The following is a 17,998-nucleotide window of genomic DNA, read 5'->3' as shown; positions in this document are numbered from 1 at the left end:
TGATTGCTCATTCTCTTTCCTCCTTGGAGATTTGTTTGTCTTAATCTTTTCCTTCCAGATAACTTCGGGCATCTTCGACAAAGGCAGTTGGCAGAGCCAAATCAGCCTGCATCTCATCCCGATAAGCTCGGATGACTTCTGACTCCCGGCCAGAGACAACTTTTTCTGTCCAGTCTGGGTCTAGGAGCAGGGCCTTGCCGAGGGCAAAGAGCGGAATCCCCGCATCCAATACTCGCTGGGCATCCTGCCTAGTCTCTATCTGACCGACACCAATCAGGGGCACTCTATCATTAATTTTTCTGATAATTTTCTGAATCACTGGCTCCGAGTCCTGAGAATCTCTGATAGACGAGCGCCAGACATCAGAGGTCGAAATATGCAGATAGTCTACTTGATGATAGATGAGCTGCTCCAGCAACTGCAGGGTATCATAAAGCTGGATACCTGGCTCTTCAATCTCTTCCGGAGAAAAGCGGTAGCCAATCAGGAAGGGGCGGTCAGCCTCTTCTTTGACTAGTTGCTTGGCTCTTTTCAGCAAGGTCTTTGGAAAGCGCAAGCGATTGTTAAGACTGCCGCCCCACTTGTCCTGACGGACATTTGAATGAGGAGAGACAAACTGCTGGATCAGATAGGTATTGGCGCCATGAAGCTCGACGCCATCAAAGCCAGCCTGAATGGCCCGTCTGATAGCTGACAGAAAGTCCTCTATCACCTGCTCTACTTCAGAATTCTTGAGCGCCCTCGGATCTGCCAGATAATCGCGCGGAGCCTTAACAGCACTGGGTGCTACTGGCTGACCGTCAATCAAATCAGGCAGAACCATACGACCACCATGATAAAGTTGGACAATAGCCAGAGCCCCTTGGTCCTTGATGGCCTTGGCCAGACGGCTAAGCCCCTCAATTTTATCGTCCTCGGCGCCGCTGAAGCTCTCCGCAAAGGACTTGCCCAGAGGATGGACATAGGTACTGCCAGTAATGACCATGCCAACCGACCTAGACCGGCGGGCAAAAAAATCAATATCTGCCTGAGATACATAGCCACCCGGCTCACTAGCGCAGATGGTCATAGGAGCCAAGACAACGCGATTGCGCATGGTCTGACCATTTTTAAAAGTGAATTCATCCTGAATCTGTGTATTCATCTGGTCACCTCTTCCCCAAGATAAATCATGTTGTTTGTTTTAAATAATAAGCCCTTAGAGTAAGGTCGCCTGCCAAGTCTGGTCCCGCTCTTCCAAGAGCAGCACTCGTCCTTGGGGGACATCAATGTTCCAAAAAACAGCCTCTCCATCAACCAAATGCTGGTAAATCAAGCGAAGGACTCCCAAATGAGCCACTAGAGCCATTGACTCATCAGCACTATCTAGCAGGCAGTCTGTTGCTGTCCAGACTCTGGCCTGAAAGTCTGAGAAAACTTCTGCCTCAGGAGGCGTGACCTCAAAGGGGGCTTCCAGCCAAGCTTGCCAGACTTCTGGAAAGGCTGCCTGAATCTCATCAGCTGTCAAGCCCTCCCATTGTCCAAAGCCCCGCTCGTCAAAGTCGCCTATGGACTGAATTTGCCTGTCTGGATAAGCTAGCTGGGCTGTTTCCTGCGTCCGTTTGAGACAACTGGTGTAAATCACATCGACTGGGTACTCCTGCATCAAAAGTTGTAGCTGCTTGGCATCTTTTTGGCCTTGCTCGTTGATAGAGACATCATGGCTGCCGTAGAAACAGCGCCTGCGGTTGTAGTCTGTCTGACCATGCCGCATCAGATACCATTTTTTCATCCTAGTACCACCAATCCTAAGAGATAGAGAAGCTGGGCAATTTCGACATAGGCCCCTATCGTATCGCCTGTGTGACCGTCAATTTTATTATAAACGAACCAGCGATAGCCGATTGCTCCCAGAAATACCAAGCCGTAAGCCAGAAGGCCTCTCCAACTGAAAACTAGCAGAGACAGGAGCAAGGGGAGAAGCTGGGCAAGCAGGATATGACTGGTCTTGCTGCCACTGAAGAAATTCCCCGAGCCGCCGCCTTCTCTGGCATAGGTCATCCGGTAAAGCTGTAGACTCAGACCTGCCTTGCCAATCATGGTCAGACTAGCCACGATAAACCAGCGAGGCTCTGGCAGATAAGGGTAGAGAACCAGCATCAGAGCATAGTAGAGAATGAGCGCCAGAACGCCATTGCTGCCAATCCGACTGTCCTTCATAATCTCTAGCATCCGCTCCTTCTTCCGCGAGGAGAAGAGACCGTCTGCCGTATCCGCTAAAGCGTCTAAGTGAAAACCACCTGTCAGCAGAACATCGAAAGCAAGGGTCAGAACCCAAGCGACCATCCCTGGCAGGACTAGGCTCGTCAGGAAATAAAATCCACCTGAAATCAAACCCAGCAAGAGGCCAAAGAGGGTCAGAAAAGGAAGTCCCCGTCGCAAATAGGAAATATCCACTGCCTTTGGAATCACAATCCGGCTAAAAAATTGGGTATAGATAATCAATGCCTTTATCATTTCAACTGCTGAGCAAGGCCGCAGATGACTAGATAAGCCTCGCTCGCCTCCTTTGCAATCAGTTGGTTAATCTTGCCCTGCACATCACGGAAAAAGCGTCCTAGTCTGGTCTCTGGGACAATACCCAGTCCAACTTCGTCCGTTACAATCCAGCACTCAGCATCAGTCTGATGGATTGCAGATAGGAGCTCTTGCCATTCTTCTTCCAAGAGCTGCAGCAGGAAAGACTGCTCCTGCCGACTGAGAAAGTGTTCCTCGGTCAGCTCCAGCTTGTCTGGAAAATGCTGGGCAATTAAATCAAAGAGGCGATTGCTGGTCAGAAGGGTGGCACAATCCAGCAGGTAAACTGGATGCGACTGTTCTCGCAGCCAGTCCGCCAGCCCTGCATACTGTTCCTGAGTTGTCCAGGAAGCCGGCCGGCGTTCTTGGTGCAGCCGAATCCGCTCCTGCCATTCTGGATCTTCTCCTCGGGGCAGGCCGGTCGCAATATAGCAAACTCGCTCTCGGTCAGCCAACTGCTCCTCCGCAAATGCCGACTTGCCACTTCTGGCACCGCCTGTCACTAACACAATCTTAGCCATTTGCTTCTTCTTTCATTGCTTGAAATGCCTGCTCGAAGGCTGCCAAGGTCTGGTCTAGATCCACTCTAGTATGGGCACTGGACATAAAGTTGGTTTCATACTGAGATGGCGCCAGATAGATGCCTTGTTCCAGCAAGAGACCGTGCAGTCTTGCAAACTGAGCATGGTCAGCCGCCTTAGAATCCTCAAAATTGCGGACCGGCTTCTGGCTGAAGAAGAAGCCAAACATGGTTCCCTTGGACACGACTTGCAGATTAATGCTGTACTTATCGGCTAGACTTCGTAAGCCATCACAGAGGTAGTTCGTTTTCTCTTCAATCTCAGCAAAGAGCTCAGGAGTCAGCTGTTTCAAGGTTTTGTAACCGGCCGTCATTGCGACTGGATTACCCGACAAAGTGCCGGCCTGATAGATGCTGCCCAGAGGCGCTACCTGATCCATATAGACGGCCTTGCCGCCAAAGGCTGCGACTGGGAAGCCGCCACCGATAACCTTGCCCAAGCAGACAAGGTCTGGCTCTGTCTGATAGAGGCCGACGGCCCCCTGATAATGAGCTCGGAAACCACTCATGACCTCGTCCACGATGAAGAGAGAGGCGTATTCCTGAGTGAGGGAGCGAATAGTACTGATAAAGTCCGCATCCGCAGGAATCAAGCCCATATTGCCAGCAACGGCTTCTAAAATGACACAGGCAATGTCGTCTCCGTGCTTTTCAAAGCAAGCCTTCAGAGCATCTGTGTCATTGTAAGGTAAAGCCAGAGTTTCCCCAGCTACCTGAGCAATGACTCCGGCAGAATCAGCAATCCCAAAGCTGGCCAAGCCTGAACCAGCCTGAACCAAAAAGGAATCGCTGTGGCCGTGATAGCAGCCGATAAATTTGACAATTTTAGAACGCTTGGTCACCCCACGCGCTACCCGAATGGCGCTCATGGTCGCTTCCGTTCCCGAATTGACCATCCTCATTCTTTCCATGAAAGGCAGGCGCTCCTGCACCAGCTGGCCGAGGGCAATCTCTCTGGGACTAGGAGCACCAAAGCTGGTCCCCTCCCAAATAGCTTCCTCAACTGCTGGCAACACATCCTTAGGAGCATGCCCCAAAATCATAGGCCCCCAAGACAGGACGTAGTCAATATAGCGGTTGCCATCGACATCATGCAGATAGGCTCCGCTGGCTTTTTCGATAAAAAGCGGATGGCCTCCAACGGCCTTAAAAGCCCGGACAGGACTGTTGACCCCGCCTGGAAAGAGCTTTTGAGCCTCTGTGAAATATTGGTTGGAATGTTCTCTCTTCAAGTTGGTCCTCCTTATCTAGAAAACTGCTGATTTTCCGCAGTCTCTATCCTTCTCTCAGATAGCCGGCCGCATCCTTGGCAAAATAGGTGATAATCAAGTCTGCACCAGCCCGCTTCATACTGGTCAAAGTTTCCATGACAATGGCTTTTTCATTGATCCAGCCCTGCTGGGCTGCTGCCTTGACCATAGCGTATTCTCCACTGACATTATAGGTCACCAGAGGCAGTTTAGTCTCCTGTCGTAGCTCTCTGAGGATATCCAGAAAGGCCAGAGCCGGCTTAACCATGAGAAAGTCTGCTCCTTGCTCCTCATCGCTCTTGGCTTCTCTCAAAGCCTCCAAGCGATTGGCCGGATCCATCTGATAGGTCTTGCGGTCGCCAAAGGCCGGAGCACTCTCACCTGCATCTCGGAAAGGTCCATAAAAGCTAGAGGCAAACTTAATGGCATAGGACATTATTGGAATGTCTTCAAACCCCGCCGCATCAAGCCCCTGACGGATAGCCGCCACAAAACCGTCCATGGCATTGGAAGGAGCAATGACATCTGCTCCAGCCCTGGCTTGGCTGACAGCAACTTCTGTCAGTCTAGTCAGAGACAGATCATTGTCCACTTCCTCCCCTCGTAAAATGCCGCAATGCCCGTGACTGGTAAACTCACAGAGACAGGTGTCTGCAATGACGACCGTCTCAGGGAAATGCTTCTTGATCAGACGGATAGCTTCTTGGACAATGCCATTTTCAGCTGAAGCTTGGCTGCCTGTTTCGTCCTTTTCTGACGGAATGCCAAAGACGATAAAAGCCCGAATGCCCAAGTCCACACATTCCTGCACTTCTGGCAGCAAATCCTCGAGGGAGAACTGATAAACTCCCGGCATGGAAGCTACCTCTTGCTTTTCAGTCAACCCTTCCTTGACAAACAAGGGCTGGATAAAGTCATCCACAGACAGCTTAGTTTCTCTGACCAGCTGCCGCAGACCGCTGCTTCTTCTCAGCCTGCGATGTCTATAAAATTCCATGCTTCTTCTCTTCTTTCTTGATTATTTCCTTGACCATTTCCTCAACAGAAGGACTCTGAGGCTGGTAGTCTACCCCATAGCCGGACTCCTTGACTGCCTGAGCCGTTGTCTGGCCAATCACTGCAATCTGATGACTGGATGCTAGATGGGGCTTAATAGCACAAAAACTCTGCCAAGCCGATGGACTGGCAAAGGTCCAAATCACATCCTCTTGGGACAGATAGGTCTCGAGCTGGTCCTGACCAGCAGGGTTTGAGGTCGTTTCGTACATAGGCCAAGCCCAGACATCATGACCTGCTTCTTTTAATTTCTCAGCAAGACTGGGATTGGAAAGGCTGCTCTGAGGCAGCAAAATCTTCTGCGTCGGCAGAGCCAAATCCAGCCACTCCTGAATAAAATCAATACCATAGTGGCTGCTGGCCTGAAAAACACAGGCTCGGCCTAGCTTGTCCAGCGCCTGACTGGTCTGCGGCCCAATGGTCGCAATCTGGCAGTCCTCTTTCAGATAGGGACTGAAAGCCTCTACTGCGACAGCACTGGTAAAAAAGACCCAGTCAGCTTCTGGCAGAACTGCTTGGACAGCTTCTGGCAAAGGCAAAGACTGACAGCGAATGAGAGGAACATGATGCGTCTCAAATCCAGCCTGTCTGATCTTTTCTAGCCAGGCAGAGTCCGGCGCCTGTTCTCTGGTAAAGATTATTTTTTTAACCATGGCATTCCTACTGCTCCCTTATCGGCTAATTGGCGCACAGCCTGCTCTGCCAATTCCTGACCATCCTGCCCCTGAAGGCTGACAAAGACGCATTGGCCGTCCTCCTTGGCCAGCATGGCCTCTAGCTGATAGGCCTGACCTTTTTTCTGGGCAAAAGCAGCGATAGGGAAGGTACAGTCTGCATTCATCTGAGCCAAAACTGCCCTCTCAACTGCTACTTCAGCAGCTGTCTTATCATCCTGAACAGCCGCTAACAGTTGCCGCAGTTCCTCATCCTCTTCCCGGCATTCCACCGCCAAAGCGCCCTGAGAAATAGCTGGCAGACAAAGACTGGTCTCTAAAGGCTGAATGTGAAGACGGCTTTGGTCCAGCCAGCCCAAACGTTTAAGACCGGCCATAGCCAAGACAATCACATCGTATTCGCCTTCTTCCAGCTTCTTGATACGGGTATCAATGTTGCCCCGAAGTGGCTTAAAAGTCAAATCCGGTCTCTGAGCCTGCAGCTGAACCTGTCGACGAATGCTGCTGGTTCCTATAAGAGCGCCCTCAGGCAGGTCAGCCAGCGTCTGGCCAGCTTGACGGAAAATCAAGCAATCCCGGACATCTTCTCGCTGGCTAATCGCACCGAGCGCACAGCCCTCAGCTAGCTTAGCCGGCATGTCCTTGAGACTGTGGACCGCCATATCAATCTCACCAGCCAAGAGAGCCCGCTCGATTTCCTTGACAAAGACTCCCTTGCCGCCAATTTCCTGGAGGCTGACATGGGTCAAACGATCTCCCTTTGTAGTATAGGGAACAAGGACAAAGTCCCGCTCTGGATGGAGCGCCTTGAGCTGGTCCACTAACTGTTGGGTCTGGGTCATGGCCAGCTTACTCTTGCGGGTTCCTACCTTAATGACCTTCATCTTTTCCCCTTTCTCTGTGCAAGCCAAATATCTTGGCAATCAAGGCAATGTCATAGTCTGAATGCTCACCGACTGACAGCTCTTTGAGCTGCAAGATTGGCTCCTTCAAGACTTGGTTGATAATACTCTTCATGTGCTTGGAAATCTGCTTCTGCTCCCGCTCTGTCAAATCTGGAATCTTACGATTAAGACTTTCCATGGCCGAAGCTTGAGCTTCCAAAGCCTTATCCCTGATTTCCTGAATCAGAGGAATAATGCCCAACTGCTGACGCCAATCAGCAAACTTGACCAGCTCCTCATCAATCTCCAAAGCAATCCGACCGGCAATCTCCTGCCGTTCCGCTTTGTATTGCTCCAGTTGATTGGTCAGATTTTCGATATTATAGAGCTTCAGAGATGAGCTCGGATGGCAGGAACGCGGCAGACAGAGGTCAAACACGACCGCATCCACCTTAAGCATAGAGGGAAAGATAATGTATTCTTCCGTTTTAACTGCCGAAAAGACCACATCCGCATCCGCCAGTACTGCTTCCAATTCATCCCAGCCATGGGCAGATACCCTGTCCTCTGTCAGAAAAGGCTGGGCCTTGCTGACCGTCCGATTGAGCAGCATGACTGATTCGAATGGCCGCTGTAGAGCATACTTAGTCACCAGCTGACCAATCTCTCCCAAACCGATAAGGGCTACCTTTTTAGTGCTGTAATCCAGCCCCAGCCGGTCCAATTCTTGGATGGCCGTCAGACCGATGGAAATAGGCCGGTCATTGATCCGATAAGAATCATGCATGCGCTTAGCAAAGGTCAGCGCCTGCTTGAAAGCCTGATTGAGGACAATTCCAGTCGTACCAGCATCTTGCGCTGTCAAGAAAGCCTGCTTGAGCTGGCCCAAGACCTGACTTTCACCGACAATCTTGGATTCCAGGCCGATGGAGACCCGCAGCAGATGCCGCAAGGCCTCATCCCCCTCACGAAAGACTAAATACTCTTCCAGCTCCTTGACAGGAATCTGAAACCAGTCCGCCAAAAAATGCTTGGAATAGTAGCGGCCAGTATGCAGCTGGTCCACCACCAGATAGAGCTCGGTCCGATTGCAGGTGGACAGGATGATATTTTCCAAGATACTTTTTTCTCTTTTCAGGAGCTTCAGAGCTTTAAGCCCCTCCTGATCTGAAAAATGTGCTTTTTCCAAAATTGTCAGCGGTGTTTCCTGATGGGTCAAACCCACATATAATAGGTGCATGTTTCTTTCCTTCTTTTAAAGTTGGTCTAAAATTGCTTCTATCTTCTTGCGAATCTCCTTGGAACGGCTGGGCGAGAGGCCATTGGTCGAGATCATGACAGATACGTCCTTTTTTCTCGCAATGGCTACATTGTAGAAGTCGGAAAAGGTCTTGTCGCCCGTATTGTTTACCAGCTGACTGGGTGCCGCATCCTCCATAATCTGACGGTTGACTTCCGCCTGATCTGTACAGGCAAAGACTAGCTTTGCGCCTTCCAAATCGCCTGTCTGGTAGGGTCTAGCTAGCCATTGGATCTCCGCCTGTGGAATGTCAGCATGCAGAGTCGGACTGACCACTGTCACAGCAGCCTGCTCAGCCAGCAGGGTCTTAATCTTCCGCGCTGCGACCTTGCCGCCTCCCACTACCACGACTTTCTTCTCTCTGATATTAATCATGACTGGATACATGCTAGCTTCTCCTATTTCTTTTCCCGAAAGATTTTCGCGCTGCGTTTGTAGATTGTATCTGGCTCCTCTAGACGGTCATTGACCAATCGAGCCAGTACAAAAAAGTAATCCGACAGACGGTTGATATAGATCAAGCCGATCTCATTGACCGCTTCATCTGCCTCTATAACAGCTACCATACGCCGCTCCAGACGTCTGGTCATGGTGCGGGCCACATGCAGGAGACTGGCAATCCGATGGCCGCCCGGAATGATAAAGCGGTCGATTTTCGGAGGGATATGCATATACTCATCCATCCGCTCCTCCAGCCAGCTGACATTGGCTGGTTCTTGCTTGTAGGGGCGTAACTCCCGCGGCGTAGCCAAGTCGCTGCCGCAGTCAAATAGATGCTGCTGGATTTCCTCGCATTCCAGACGTAGGTCATCCAAGATAGGATAGTCGCGCATCTCAGATACGACATAGCCTAGATGAGAGCATAGCTCATCCATCGTTCCATAAGCTTCGACCCGAATATGGGTCTTGGATACTCGATCCCCACCGTAGAGCCGAGTAAACCCTTTGTCTCCGTATTTCGTATAAATTCTCATTTTTCTTCTCTGTTGATGATTTGATAAATCTGCTCCATGTCCAAAGACTGGCGTAGGACGTCTGCCAACTTATCATACTCTCTGTCTTTAAAGTCTTTGATACTGACAAGCTGGTCCTCTAGCGGCTCTAAGCCCTTAGCCAGACGAAGTTCATTCAGATACTGACGAGTCCATTCTAGATTGTCAAAGACCCCATGAAGGTAAGTTCCTTGCACCTGCCCGCCATAAGCCACAGCTCCATCTGGACGCTCGGTTGCCTCACCATTTTGCTCCTTGATGATGGAAAATGGCTCCAGACGATCCGCCAGCTGGGTTTCCCCCATGTGAATCTCGTAGCCCTCTAGTTCTTGTCCCTCATGCAGGGCTCTGACCTGAGTCGTCCGCTTGACCGGCTGAAGCACCGTCTCTGTCTCTAAAATTCCCAGACCGTTAATCTCTTCTAAGTCAGACTCTAGGTGCAGAGGGTCACTAATCTTCTGCCCCAGCAGTTGATAGCCGCCACAGATACCAAAGATTCGCACGCCCTGCTCCAGACACTCGAGAATCTCAGCTTCAAGACCAGACTCTCTCAGATAGTTCATGTCTTCGATGGTGTTTTTACTGCCCGGCAGGATCAAGAGATCCGGCCGACCGATCGCATCCCCAGGCTGGACATAGCGGACAGAAACATCTGGCTGGATTTCTAAACTGTGAAAATCCGTAAAGTTGGACAGGCGCTTGAGGCTGACAACTGCGATATCCAGACTCTTTCTGCTATCAAAGCGCCGGCTTTTCTGTACCAATGCCACACTGTCTTCGCTGTCAATATCCAGCTGGGCATAAGGTACGACTCCGATAACCGGCACCTGAGTCAGCTCTTCAATCATATCAATGCCAGACTGTAGCAAGGCCACATCGCCACGGAATTTATTGATAATAACCCCCTTGATCCGCTTGCGATCCTCAGGTGGCATGAGCTCAATCGTTCCGTAGATAGAGGCGAAGACGCCTCCCTTATCAATATCCGCCACTAAAATAACTGGCGCATCAACTAGCTTGGCCATGCCCATATTGACAATGTCTCGGTCATTGAGATTGATTTCAGCTGGACTGCCTGCTCCCTCAATAATGATAATATCATTCTCAGCGCCCAGCTCCTCATAGACCTCCTTAATCTTAGGCAGGAGCTGCTGCTTGTATTCATGGTATTCGACAGCATCCATATCCCGCAGTACCCGACCTAAAAAGACGACCTGGGACTTGCGGTCAGAGGTCGGTTTGAGCAGGACTGGATTCATGCGGACATCCGGCTCTTTGCCAGCTGCCTCAGCCTGAACGACCTGAGCCCGGCCCATTTCATCTCCTTTTTTGGTGATAAAGGAATTAAGTGCCATATTCTGCGACTTAAAAGGCACCACTTCTAGGCCATCCTGCTTGAAAATCCGGCAGAGCCCTGCCGCAATAATGCTCTTCCCAGCATCTGAGGCAGTTCCCTGTACCATCAATGATTTGACCATTTTACATTTCCTCCTAGCTGCTCAAAGAAAGCAGCTTCATTTTCTGCCAGTGGCGTCTGGATAGTCTGATGAAGCTTGACAATCCAAGGCACAGCCAAGCCTGCCTCTACTAGCAGATTTCCCTGCTGGAAGAAATCAAACTTGCTGCCCTCCGCAATCAAATGCCCCTTCTGCAGCAGGTAGGCATAGTCACAGCAGTCATACATCAGATCCATGTCATGGCTGGATACGATGATGTTGGTCCCAGCCTGGACCAGCTTTTTCATGGTCGCTGCCATCTGGTCCCGCCCTTTGGGATCCAATCCTGCCGTAGGCTCATCAAGCAGCAGATACTTGGGCTGCAGGGCCAGCATGCCAGCAATAGCCACCCGCTTTTTCTGGCCATAGCTCAGATACTGCAGCGGTCTGTCCTGCAGATGAGAAATGTCCATCATCTCTAAAGCCGTCGCTACTCTGCTGGTTATCTCGTCTTCTTCATAGCCTAAGTTTTCCAAGGCCATGCCAATATCGTCCTTCACAATGGTATAAAAGAGCTGCTGCTCTGGATTCTGAAAGACCATATTGACATGCTGCCGATACTGGAACAAAGCCTTCTTAGAGTCGCCCACAGGCTGACCATCATATAAAATGCTGCCCTTCTGCGGTTGGAGCAGTCGGGTGATGATTTTCATGATGGTAGACTTACCTGAGCCGTTAACTCCCAGAATGCCGGTAATCCGACCTTCTTCGAAGTCCATAGAAATATCGTGCAGCGTTGGATTTTCGTCATACGAAAAAGAAATATTCTTTACTTGTAACATCTAAGTTTCCTATCTACTTTCCATTATAGTATAAAAGCAGTCTTATTGTAAATGCGCTTTTATTATTCACTGTGCTCTGCATCAAATCTTAGCGTTAGCACCTCATTTAAATGCTGATTATCATCCAGCAATTTAACAAAAAGAGTATTGGCTAATCTGCCCCAGGCTTGGTGTTGCTTCCTTTTATTGTAAAAGGAGAATTTCAAGTCCAAGGTATCCCGAATGGTCACAAACTCATAGAAGACCAGGAAAATGAAGCGATACATGAGGACAATCAAGTCTAGCAGTACCCGTGGAACATGCATAGCTTTAAAAAGCCGCAGCATCTGAGCAAAAGGCACCGTCAGGACAAAGAAATAAGTCGAAACCAAGGATGAATAGATGCGCAAGAGGATAAAAATGGTCTGCTGGACAGAGGATTGGCTGATGCCCAGGTAGCCCTGACCTAAAGGCAAGGCCAGCAAGAGTTGCTCCTGACTATTCTGATAGGTCAAGACAAAGGTCAAGAGACTAATCAGGATAAAGATACTGGCATGCAGATACCACTTCAGATAGCGCAGCCACGGAAGCCGAGCCACATAACAAGTCAGAGGCGCCACCAAGACGATAAGTCCTAGCTGCAGACTCCTGACACCAGAAAAGCTGACAGCTAACAAGAGCACATAGATGACAAATTTATAAGCAACCGGTAGATTTTTCAGCCGATTTTGATAGGCGTATTTATCAATCGCAAACAAGTGGAGGTCTCCTTTCTAGCTTTGTTTTTACCATGCCCCCAGTACAGAGCAGCTCCGGTCCCAAACAAGCAGAATCGCTATCAAGAACCAGAGCTCGCTCTTACTGTTGAATACTTTTATTTATGTTCAGAGTTTTCCTTTTGTTGGCCCTGTTTTTTTCCTTTGTGGTAGCCAATGACATAGAAGATGATACCCGCTCCGATACTGCCTTGCAGGGTGAAGAGCAGACTTTCTACTTCTGGACCAGCTGGCTCAAAAATCGGTGAAAACCAAGGCTCGTAGTCCTTTTGGATAGAGCTGATGGCCTGCTCAGCAGCGTCATCTGTTCCGCTATATTCAACACCCTTAGGGGCAAAGACAAAGGCAGTAAGAGTGATGGCTACTGCAGCCAAGATCAAGATGAGATTCTTATATTTTTTCATTTGAACAGACCTGCTCTTTCTTTGATATTTTCTGAGATCAAGTTATAGAGGACAACTGTCAGCAATCCTTCTACGATAGCAATCGGGATTTGAGTGGTCAAGAAGACACCCATGAACTTCAACGCAGAACCAACAAAACCGCTGTTAGCATCTGGGAAGACCAAACCGAGCTGGATAGAAGTTGTCGCATAGGTCGCCAAGTCAGCAATCACAGCACAGATAAAGATAGAAACCGGTGTAGACAGCTTAAGCGATTTAGCAAACTTGTAAACGAAATAACCAACGAATGGACCAACCACGGCCATTGAGAAGGCATTGGCACCCAGAGTTGTCAAGCCACCATGAGCCAAAAGAAGAGCTTGGAAGAGCAAGCAGATGGTTCCCAAAACGCTGATAACGGATGGACCAAACATAGCAGTTCCCAGACCAACCCCTGTCGGATGAGAGCTAGATCCTGTCACAGATGGAATCTTCAAAGAAGACAGGATAAAGATAAAGGCACCGGACAAGGCCAGCATGGTCTTGGAATTTGGATCCTCTGCAACGATTTTCTTGATGCGCATCAAGCCGACCACAAAGAAAGGCAGGAATACGGCGAACCAGAAGATACACCAAAAGAGTGGAAGATAGCCTTCCATGATATGCATAGCTGACACAGACTGGGTACTCAGTACCGCCAAAATAGCCAGCAAGGCCACAAAAGTTACTTTTTTATTTTTCAATAGTTTCATGTTTTTTTCCTTTACTAAGAACCTAAGCTCAAAAGGATAAATGTTTATCCACGAACATGGGCTCTGATATTAAAAAATCTTCTTTTTCACGAGGAGGGTAGTAAAATAAGGCAGCTTGGTTTCTGGTGTGATTCCTTCGAGTCCCAGCAGAGTCTGCTGTTTATCCGTCGAAGAATTGCTGACCATAAAAGTCTGCTGCAAGAGACCGAGCTTTTCGAGCAGGGGCAGGACGGTATCCAGATGATTGGCCACCTTCATCAGCACAATCGAGTCATGCAGCTCAAGCGCCGCCTCAATCTTCTCAGCAGAAGCCGTAGCCGGCATGACCGCCAGAGACTCCTCATCCATAGTCAGGGGCTGACCTAGCTCAGAAGCCATGCTGCAGAAAGAGGTTATACCAGGGATGGTCTGACAGTCGATTTCCTTTTCCAGCAGGGCCAGCAGATAGCTGTAAGTGCTGTAGACCATGGGGTCACCCAGTGTGATAAAGCCGACATTCTTGCCAGACTTGACATCTTCTGCGATTTCAGCCGAGATGGCCTGCCACTGGACTTCTTTGGTCGAATTGGAACGAACCATAGGGAAATGCCGCTGCTTAATTTCCAGATGCTCTTTCAGGTAGGGTTCTGCAATACCTAATGCAAAGCTCTTGCTCCCCTTCTTAGCCTCTGGTGTATAGAGAATATCTAAGTCTTCCAAAAGCCGACTGGCCTTGATAGTCACTAGCTCGCTATCACCCGGTCCCACACCAATTCCGTAAAATTTTGCCATTCCTTCCTCCTATTCGATGATTTCTTCTAAATGCTGGATGTAGAGCTGCTGAACCTCAGGGTATTCGCCCAGACCAACCAGATGGGCCTTAACCTCATATCCCTGCTCCTTGAAGAAGTGATACCAAGAACCTTCCTCATCTGAGCTCATATCATTGGTCGCATGGTCACCCGCTACCAGCATGAAAGGTGCCAGATGCACTTCTCGGACGCCCTCTTTCTTCAGTTCCTGCTCAATCAGCTCAACTGGAGGATAGCTCTCTACACAACCGACATAGACTGAGCTTCCCTTCAGCATATGATCCAAGGCTGCATAAGCTGTAAAAGCATAATGCTGGCTGCCGTGGCCCATCAAAACTGTTGCTGCATCTTGCCCCTCATGGCCATACCGTTCCAGCAGAATATCCTTGACAGCCTCATAGTCTTCCTGGCTGTTGAGCAGAGGCTTGGCAACGACCAGCTTTTTAAAAGCTGATTCAAACTCTTTGACTTGGGTGAGAATCTTCTCATACTCGCTGCCCAAAATGACATGGAGAGGCTGGATATAGACCTCTTCAGTACCCGCTTCCAGGAGCTGCTCCAAAACCTCTTTGACCGTAGGAATATCTAGCCCTTCCTGCTTCTTAATCCGCCGTCTAACGACATTTGAGGTAAAAGCTCGGTGGACCGGATAGGCTGGAAAATGTTCCTGAATAGCTTGCTCACAAGCCTCGATTGTTTTTCGTCTGGTCTCGGGATAGGTCGTTCCGAAACTGACTACTACTATAGCTTTACTCATGACCTGTATCCTTTCAGAGAATTTCCCGACATTTGTCAATGATGGAAGCGATAGTCGCTTCATCTGTCTCAACAATCTTGCTAAAGCCTGCTTCCTCTAAAACAGACCGCGTGCTGGCACCCATGACAACGATAGGGACATTTTTCCAGTCAAATCCAGCTTCCTGACTGGCTGCGACAAAGTTCATGGCCGCAGCAGAGTTCGGAAGACAAACAACTTCAATCTCTGACCAATTGTCACTGCTAATCTGACTGTCAAAGGCCAGCCTGTGACTAGCAATAATCGGCAGCGAATAGAGTTCTGCCAGACTGGCTTTCTTATGCTCAGCAGTCAGAATATACCAGTTGCTGCCTTCTTTTTCCAGAGCAGCCGCGAAATCCACATCCGACTGCTGAGGCGTCATCCGATCCAGCACAATGCCGCTCGCTTCAATAGACTTAGCCGTATGATGGCCGATAGCTGCAAAGCGGATGTGCGGCAAACTGCGCAAGTCTTTGCCTGCCTTGCGGAGGGATTTCAAGAAGAGCGGCCAGCTCTGCATGTCTGCAAAGAGGAGACCGTCTACTTGCTCCAAGTCCGGCAGCTGCAATTCTAACTCTTCAACCAAATCTCGAGATGGGAAAGTAGTCAGCGCAGCCCCAGCATCCTTGAGCAAGCGAGGAAGTCTGCCAGTCTCTGACTGCTGGATGAGGATTTTACGGCCGAAAAGCGGCAGATTCTCATGGAAATTCAGCTGCTGTCTATAGGCCACGACATCACCTACCACGATGACACTGGGTGCCTTAAAGTCTTCAGCTTCTGCTAGTTCTACTATGTTGCCCAAGGTTCCGTCCACCGAGCGCTGCTGAGGATGGGTTCCCCATTCAACGATGGCGGCTGGCTTGTCCTTTCCATAGCCTCTAGCCGTCAGCTCTTGGACGATGGAAGGCAGATTTTTCATACCCATAAGAAAGACCAAGGTTCCTTTGAGCTCAGAAATGGCTTCCCAGTTGAGCATCTCTGTCTCATCCTTGAGATGGGCTGTAAAGACATGAAAGCTAGTCGCTACATCCCGATAAGTCATAGGAATCCCAGCATAGGTCAGACCAGCCACAGCAGAAGTGATGCCTGGCACCACTTCAAAGTCCACACCAGCTTCCACTAGCTTAACTCCTTCTTCTCCGCCTCGGCCAAAGATATAGGGATCACCGCTCTTGAGGCGGACTACCCGCTTACCCTGACGGGCTTTTTCGATGAGAATCTTTTCAATCTCTTCCTGTCGGATACAGGGCTGGCCTGGCTTTTTACCCACATCTATCTTTTCGCAGTCAGACTTTAGATGCTGAAAGAGCTCTTGATTGACCAAGCGGTCAAAGACCAAGACATCTGCTTCTTGAAGCCGTCTCTTGCCTTTGAGGGTCAACAACTCCGCATCGCCTGGACCTGCTCCCAGTAATGTTACTAAACCGGACATTTTTTCTCCTTTTATTAGCTATTTTGTCAGATAGGCCTCTAACTCTTCTAAGTTAGAAACCATCTGCGGATAGGCCACAATTGGCCGAGAGATGATAATGCAGTCCATCCCCAGCTCTTGACAGCCATCAATCTTTTCACGAATACCACCGACGGTCCCGCTCTCCTTGGAAACAAAGACATCTGCTCCGGAACGCAGTAAGAGCTCTTTATTGCACTCTTTGGAAAATGGAGCTTTGATCGCATCAATCTGATCCGCTACCAGTCCCAGCTGCTCACAAGCCAGAAGCACTTCCGAAGTCGGCAGAACGCGAACGACAATCCGCTGCTCTGGTAGGCCCTTGACAAAGAGCGGCAGGGTCTTGCTGCCTGTTCCCAGATAGACTGTCTTGTAGCCGCGCTTGGCAATCTCTTCAATCGCTTCTTGGGTCGAATGCACCACGATGGCTCCGCTCAAATCCAAGGTCGCCTGACGCTCAAAGCGCAGGTAAGATACACCGGCCATCTCTGCCGCCCGAATGGCTTCCTTGGAAACGATATCCGCAAAAGGATGGGTTGCATCAATGATTTCATCCACATCATTTTCTTTGATAAAGGCAACCATGTCCTCAGCTGTCAGCCGGCCCTGAATGACTGGCTGGCCGTATTTGGAAGCCAAGTGCCGGCCGTAGTCTGTGACAACAGAGCTGGTCACATCAATTTTCAAGCGGTCAAGCACTTCTAAAATAGCGGTGCTGTCAGATGTCCCTCCCAGCAGTAATTTCATCATAAAGTATATCCTCGAGGTGTGATCATGCGTCCGTTTTTAACATAAGTTTCTTTGTTACCAACGATAACGATTGTCGTCATATCTACCAAAGTCTCATCCAAGTCTTTGATAGTCGTCAAGATGATTTCCTCATCCTTACGGCCAATGTCCTTACCGATACCGACAATCGTATCCTCTGACTTGTACTCAGACATAATCGAAAGTGCTTTTGTCAGATGGTCTGGACGTCCCTTACTCCGAGGGTTGTAGAGGCAGACTACAAAGTCACCTTGAGCTGCGGCATGCAGACGCTTCTCAATCATTTCCCAAGGCGTCATCAAGTCACTTAGACTGATATGACAGAAGTCGTTCATGAGGGGAGCACCCATAACTGCAGCAGCACCCAGACTAGCGGTGATACCTGGAACCACCTTAACTTCTACATCACTGGCATCTCCCAGCAATTCTAAAATCAAGCCAGCCATTCCATAAACTCCGGCATCTCCACTAGAAACAACTCCGACATTTTTGCCAGTCTCTCTAGCCAAATCAATAGCCTTTTGACAACGGTCGATTTCCTGGCGCATTCCATTCGCTACGAGCTCCTTGTCCTTGACCAAATCAAGAATCAACCGCATATAAGTCGAGTAGCCGACGATAATTTCACAATCGGCTATAGCAGCCAATGCTTCTTGTGACATCAATTCTTCTTTACCTGGGCCTAATCCGATAACGTATAACATATATTTTTTCTCCTTTATGGGTATGATAAAATTATATAATGGCAGTT

21 protein-coding genes are annotated in these 17,998 nt (G+C 49.4%); all 21 read right to left on the bottom strand.

The features are described from left to right. Positions 1-40: 40 nt before the first annotated feature. Positions 41-1,144, bottom strand: coding sequence for an NADH-dependent flavin oxidoreductase (locus O3621_RS07555; protein ID WP_314448273.1), 1,104 nt, complete (start codon positions 1,142-1,144; stop codon positions 41-43). A 54-nt stretch (positions 1,145-1,198) separates the two neighbouring features. Beyond that, on the bottom strand, positions 1,199-1,771 hold the full coding sequence (locus O3621_RS07550; protein WP_314448275.1) for a histidine phosphatase family protein: 573 nt from the start codon (positions 1,769-1,771) through the stop codon (positions 1,199-1,201). Further along, positions 1,768-2,496, bottom strand: coding sequence for an adenosylcobinamide-GDP ribazoletransferase (gene cobS, locus O3621_RS07545; protein ID WP_011836544.1), 729 nt, complete (start codon positions 2,494-2,496; stop codon positions 1,768-1,770). Before cobS ends, O3621_RS07550 begins: the two co-directional genes overlap by 4 nt. Continuing rightward, positions 2,493-3,077 carry a bifunctional adenosylcobinamide kinase/adenosylcobinamide-phosphate guanylyltransferase gene (gene cobU, locus O3621_RS07540; protein ID WP_011836543.1) on the bottom strand — a complete coding sequence of 195 codons (585 nt, stop codon included), beginning with the start codon at positions 3,075-3,077 and terminating at the stop codon, positions 2,493-2,495. The genes cobS and cobU overlap by 4 nt, the downstream gene beginning before the upstream one ends. Beyond that, positions 3,070-4,368, bottom strand: coding sequence for a glutamate-1-semialdehyde 2,1-aminomutase (gene hemL, locus O3621_RS07535; protein WP_371514022.1), 1,299 nt, complete (start codon positions 4,366-4,368; stop codon positions 3,070-3,072). The genes cobU and hemL overlap by 8 nt, the downstream gene beginning before the upstream one ends. Before the next feature lie 43 nt (positions 4,369-4,411). Beyond that, complete coding sequence (gene hemB / locus O3621_RS07530; protein ID WP_371514021.1) at positions 4,412-5,383, bottom strand: porphobilinogen synthase; 972 nt, start codon at positions 5,381-5,383, stop codon at positions 4,412-4,414. After that, a complete protein-coding gene (locus O3621_RS07525) occupies positions 5,370-6,095 on the bottom strand; it encodes a uroporphyrinogen-III synthase (protein WP_125433977.1) in 726 nt (241 codons plus the stop codon). The genes hemB and O3621_RS07525 overlap by 14 nt, the downstream gene beginning before the upstream one ends. Further along, positions 6,080-7,000: a hydroxymethylbilane synthase gene (hemC, locus tag O3621_RS07520; protein ID WP_125433976.1), complete on the bottom strand. Its 921-nt coding sequence runs from the start codon at positions 6,998-7,000 to the stop codon at positions 6,080-6,082. Before hemC ends, O3621_RS07525 begins: the two co-directional genes overlap by 16 nt. Continuing rightward, positions 6,987-8,240 (bottom strand): glutamyl-tRNA reductase, encoded by a 1,254-nt coding sequence (gene hemA, locus O3621_RS07515; protein ID WP_371514020.1) that lies wholly within the window; start codon positions 8,238-8,240, stop codon positions 6,987-6,989. Before hemA ends, hemC begins: the two co-directional genes overlap by 14 nt. 15 nt (positions 8,241-8,255) lie before the next feature. Continuing rightward, the gene (locus tag O3621_RS07510; protein ID WP_002896443.1) at positions 8,256-8,687 is read right to left on the bottom strand and encodes a bifunctional precorrin-2 dehydrogenase/sirohydrochlorin ferrochelatase; all 432 of its coding nucleotides are present in this window, start codon (positions 8,685-8,687) and stop codon (positions 8,256-8,258) included. Between the two features lie 11 nt (positions 8,688-8,698). After that, positions 8,699-9,274 carry a cob(I)yrinic acid a,c-diamide adenosyltransferase gene (locus O3621_RS07505; protein ID WP_002896444.1) on the bottom strand — a complete coding sequence of 192 codons (576 nt, stop codon included), beginning with the start codon at positions 9,272-9,274 and terminating at the stop codon, positions 8,699-8,701. After that, positions 9,271-10,770, bottom strand: a complete 1,500-nt coding sequence (locus O3621_RS07500) for a cobyric acid synthase (protein ID WP_371514019.1) — start codon at positions 10,768-10,770, stop codon at positions 9,271-9,273. Before O3621_RS07500 ends, O3621_RS07505 begins: the two co-directional genes overlap by 4 nt. Continuing rightward, positions 10,755-11,570, bottom strand: coding sequence for an ATP-binding cassette domain-containing protein (locus tag O3621_RS07495; protein ID WP_314448295.1), 816 nt, complete (start codon positions 11,568-11,570; stop codon positions 10,755-10,757). Before O3621_RS07495 ends, O3621_RS07500 begins: the two co-directional genes overlap by 16 nt. A gap of 62 nt (positions 11,571-11,632) precedes the next feature. Next, positions 11,633-12,307 (bottom strand): CbiQ family ECF transporter T component, encoded by a 675-nt coding sequence (locus O3621_RS07490; RefSeq protein WP_042762980.1) that lies wholly within the window; start codon positions 12,305-12,307, stop codon positions 11,633-11,635. A 116-nt stretch (positions 12,308-12,423) separates the two neighbouring features. After that, on the bottom strand, positions 12,424-12,729 hold the full coding sequence (locus O3621_RS07485) for an energy-coupling factor ABC transporter substrate-binding protein (RefSeq protein ID WP_002929345.1): 306 nt from the start codon (positions 12,727-12,729) through the stop codon (positions 12,424-12,426). After that, complete coding sequence (locus O3621_RS07480; protein ID WP_002929343.1) at positions 12,726-13,460, bottom strand: energy-coupling factor ABC transporter permease; 735 nt, start codon at positions 13,458-13,460, stop codon at positions 12,726-12,728. The genes O3621_RS07485 and O3621_RS07480 overlap by 4 nt, the downstream gene beginning before the upstream one ends. 69 nt (positions 13,461-13,529) lie before the next feature. After that, complete coding sequence (locus O3621_RS07475; RefSeq protein ID WP_002929341.1) at positions 13,530-14,231, bottom strand: cobalt-factor II C(20)-methyltransferase; 702 nt, start codon at positions 14,229-14,231, stop codon at positions 13,530-13,532. A gap of 9 nt (positions 14,232-14,240) precedes the next feature. Continuing rightward, positions 14,241-15,008: a sirohydrochlorin cobaltochelatase gene (locus tag O3621_RS07470; protein ID WP_371514018.1), complete on the bottom strand. Its 768-nt coding sequence runs from the start codon at positions 15,006-15,008 to the stop codon at positions 14,241-14,243. 13 nt (positions 15,009-15,021) lie between these two features. Continuing rightward, positions 15,022-16,461, bottom strand: a complete 1,440-nt coding sequence (gene cobA, locus O3621_RS07465) for a uroporphyrinogen-III C-methyltransferase (RefSeq protein ID WP_371514017.1) — start codon at positions 16,459-16,461, stop codon at positions 15,022-15,024. A gap of 18 nt (positions 16,462-16,479) precedes the next feature. Further along, positions 16,480-17,229, bottom strand: a complete 750-nt coding sequence (cobK, locus tag O3621_RS07460; RefSeq protein WP_002932231.1) for a precorrin-6A reductase — start codon at positions 17,227-17,229, stop codon at positions 16,480-16,482. Further along, a complete protein-coding gene (gene cobJ / locus O3621_RS07455) occupies positions 17,226-17,951 on the bottom strand; it encodes a precorrin-3B C(17)-methyltransferase (protein WP_002896461.1) in 726 nt (241 codons plus the stop codon). Before cobJ ends, cobK begins: the two co-directional genes overlap by 4 nt. Positions 17,952-17,998 lie beyond the last annotated feature (47 nt).

It is taken from the genome of Streptococcus sp. 20925_1_22, assembly GCF_041431685.1.
Taxonomy (GTDB): Bacteria; Bacillota; Bacilli; order Lactobacillales; family Streptococcaceae; genus Streptococcus.
The sequence above is the reverse complement of the archived record's forward strand: the minus strand, read 5'-3'. Positions and strand labels throughout refer to the sequence as shown.

What these genes read in the sequence shown, in the direction of transcription:
- hemA (WP_371514020.1), bottom strand. Translation starts at nt 8,240, where the DNA reads ATGCACCTATTATATGTGGGTTTGACCCATCAGGAAACACCGCTGACA.
- O3621_RS07555 (WP_314448273.1), bottom strand. Translation starts at nt 1,144, where the DNA reads ATGAATACACAGATTCAGGATGAATTCACTTTTAAAAATGGTCAGACC.
- cobJ (WP_002896461.1), bottom strand. Translation starts at nt 17,951, where the DNA reads ATGTTATACGTTATCGGATTAGGCCCAGGTAAAGAAGAATTGATGTCA.
- cobU (WP_011836543.1), bottom strand. Translation starts at nt 3,077, where the DNA reads ATGGCTAAGATTGTGTTAGTGACAGGCGGTGCCAGAAGTGGCAAGTCG.
- O3621_RS07480 (WP_002929343.1), bottom strand. Translation starts at nt 13,460, where the DNA reads ATGAAACTATTGAAAAATAAAAAAGTAACTTTTGTGGCCTTGCTGGCT.
- O3621_RS07500 (WP_371514019.1), bottom strand. Translation starts at nt 10,770, where the DNA reads ATGGTCAAATCATTGATGGTACAGGGAACTGCCTCAGATGCTGGGAAG.
- O3621_RS07525 (WP_125433977.1), bottom strand. Translation starts at nt 6,095, where the DNA reads ATGGTTAAAAAAATAATCTTTACCAGAGAACAGGCGCCGGACTCTGCC.
- hemB (WP_371514021.1), bottom strand. Translation starts at nt 5,383, where the DNA reads ATGGAATTTTATAGACATCGCAGGCTGAGAAGAAGCAGCGGTCTGCGG.
- O3621_RS07475 (WP_002929341.1), bottom strand. Translation starts at nt 14,231, where the DNA reads ATGGCAAAATTTTACGGAATTGGTGTGGGACCGGGTGATAGCGAGCTA.
- O3621_RS07510 (WP_002896443.1), bottom strand. Translation starts at nt 8,687, where the DNA reads ATGTATCCAGTCATGATTAATATCAGAGAGAAGAAAGTCGTGGTAGTG.
- O3621_RS07495 (WP_314448295.1), bottom strand. Translation starts at nt 11,570, where the DNA reads ATGTTACAAGTAAAGAATATTTCTTTTTCGTATGACGAAAATCCAACG.
- O3621_RS07470 (WP_371514018.1), bottom strand. Translation starts at nt 15,008, where the DNA reads ATGAGTAAAGCTATAGTAGTAGTCAGTTTCGGAACGACCTATCCCGAG.
- hemC (WP_125433976.1), bottom strand. Translation starts at nt 7,000, where the DNA reads ATGAAGGTCATTAAGGTAGGAACCCGCAAGAGTAAGCTGGCCATGACC.
- cobA (WP_371514017.1), bottom strand. Translation starts at nt 16,461, where the DNA reads ATGTCCGGTTTAGTAACATTACTGGGAGCAGGTCCAGGCGATGCGGAG.
- O3621_RS07485 (WP_002929345.1), bottom strand. Translation starts at nt 12,729, where the DNA reads ATGAAAAAATATAAGAATCTCATCTTGATCTTGGCTGCAGTAGCCATC.
- cobK (WP_002932231.1), bottom strand. Translation starts at nt 17,229, where the DNA reads ATGATGAAATTACTGCTGGGAGGGACATCTGACAGCACCGCTATTTTA.
- O3621_RS07505 (WP_002896444.1), bottom strand. Translation starts at nt 9,274, where the DNA reads ATGAGAATTTATACGAAATACGGAGACAAAGGGTTTACTCGGCTCTAC.
- cobS (WP_011836544.1), bottom strand. Translation starts at nt 2,496, where the DNA reads ATGATAAAGGCATTGATTATCTATACCCAATTTTTTAGCCGGATTGTG.
- O3621_RS07550 (WP_314448275.1), bottom strand. Translation starts at nt 1,771, where the DNA reads ATGAAAAAATGGTATCTGATGCGGCATGGTCAGACAGACTACAACCGC.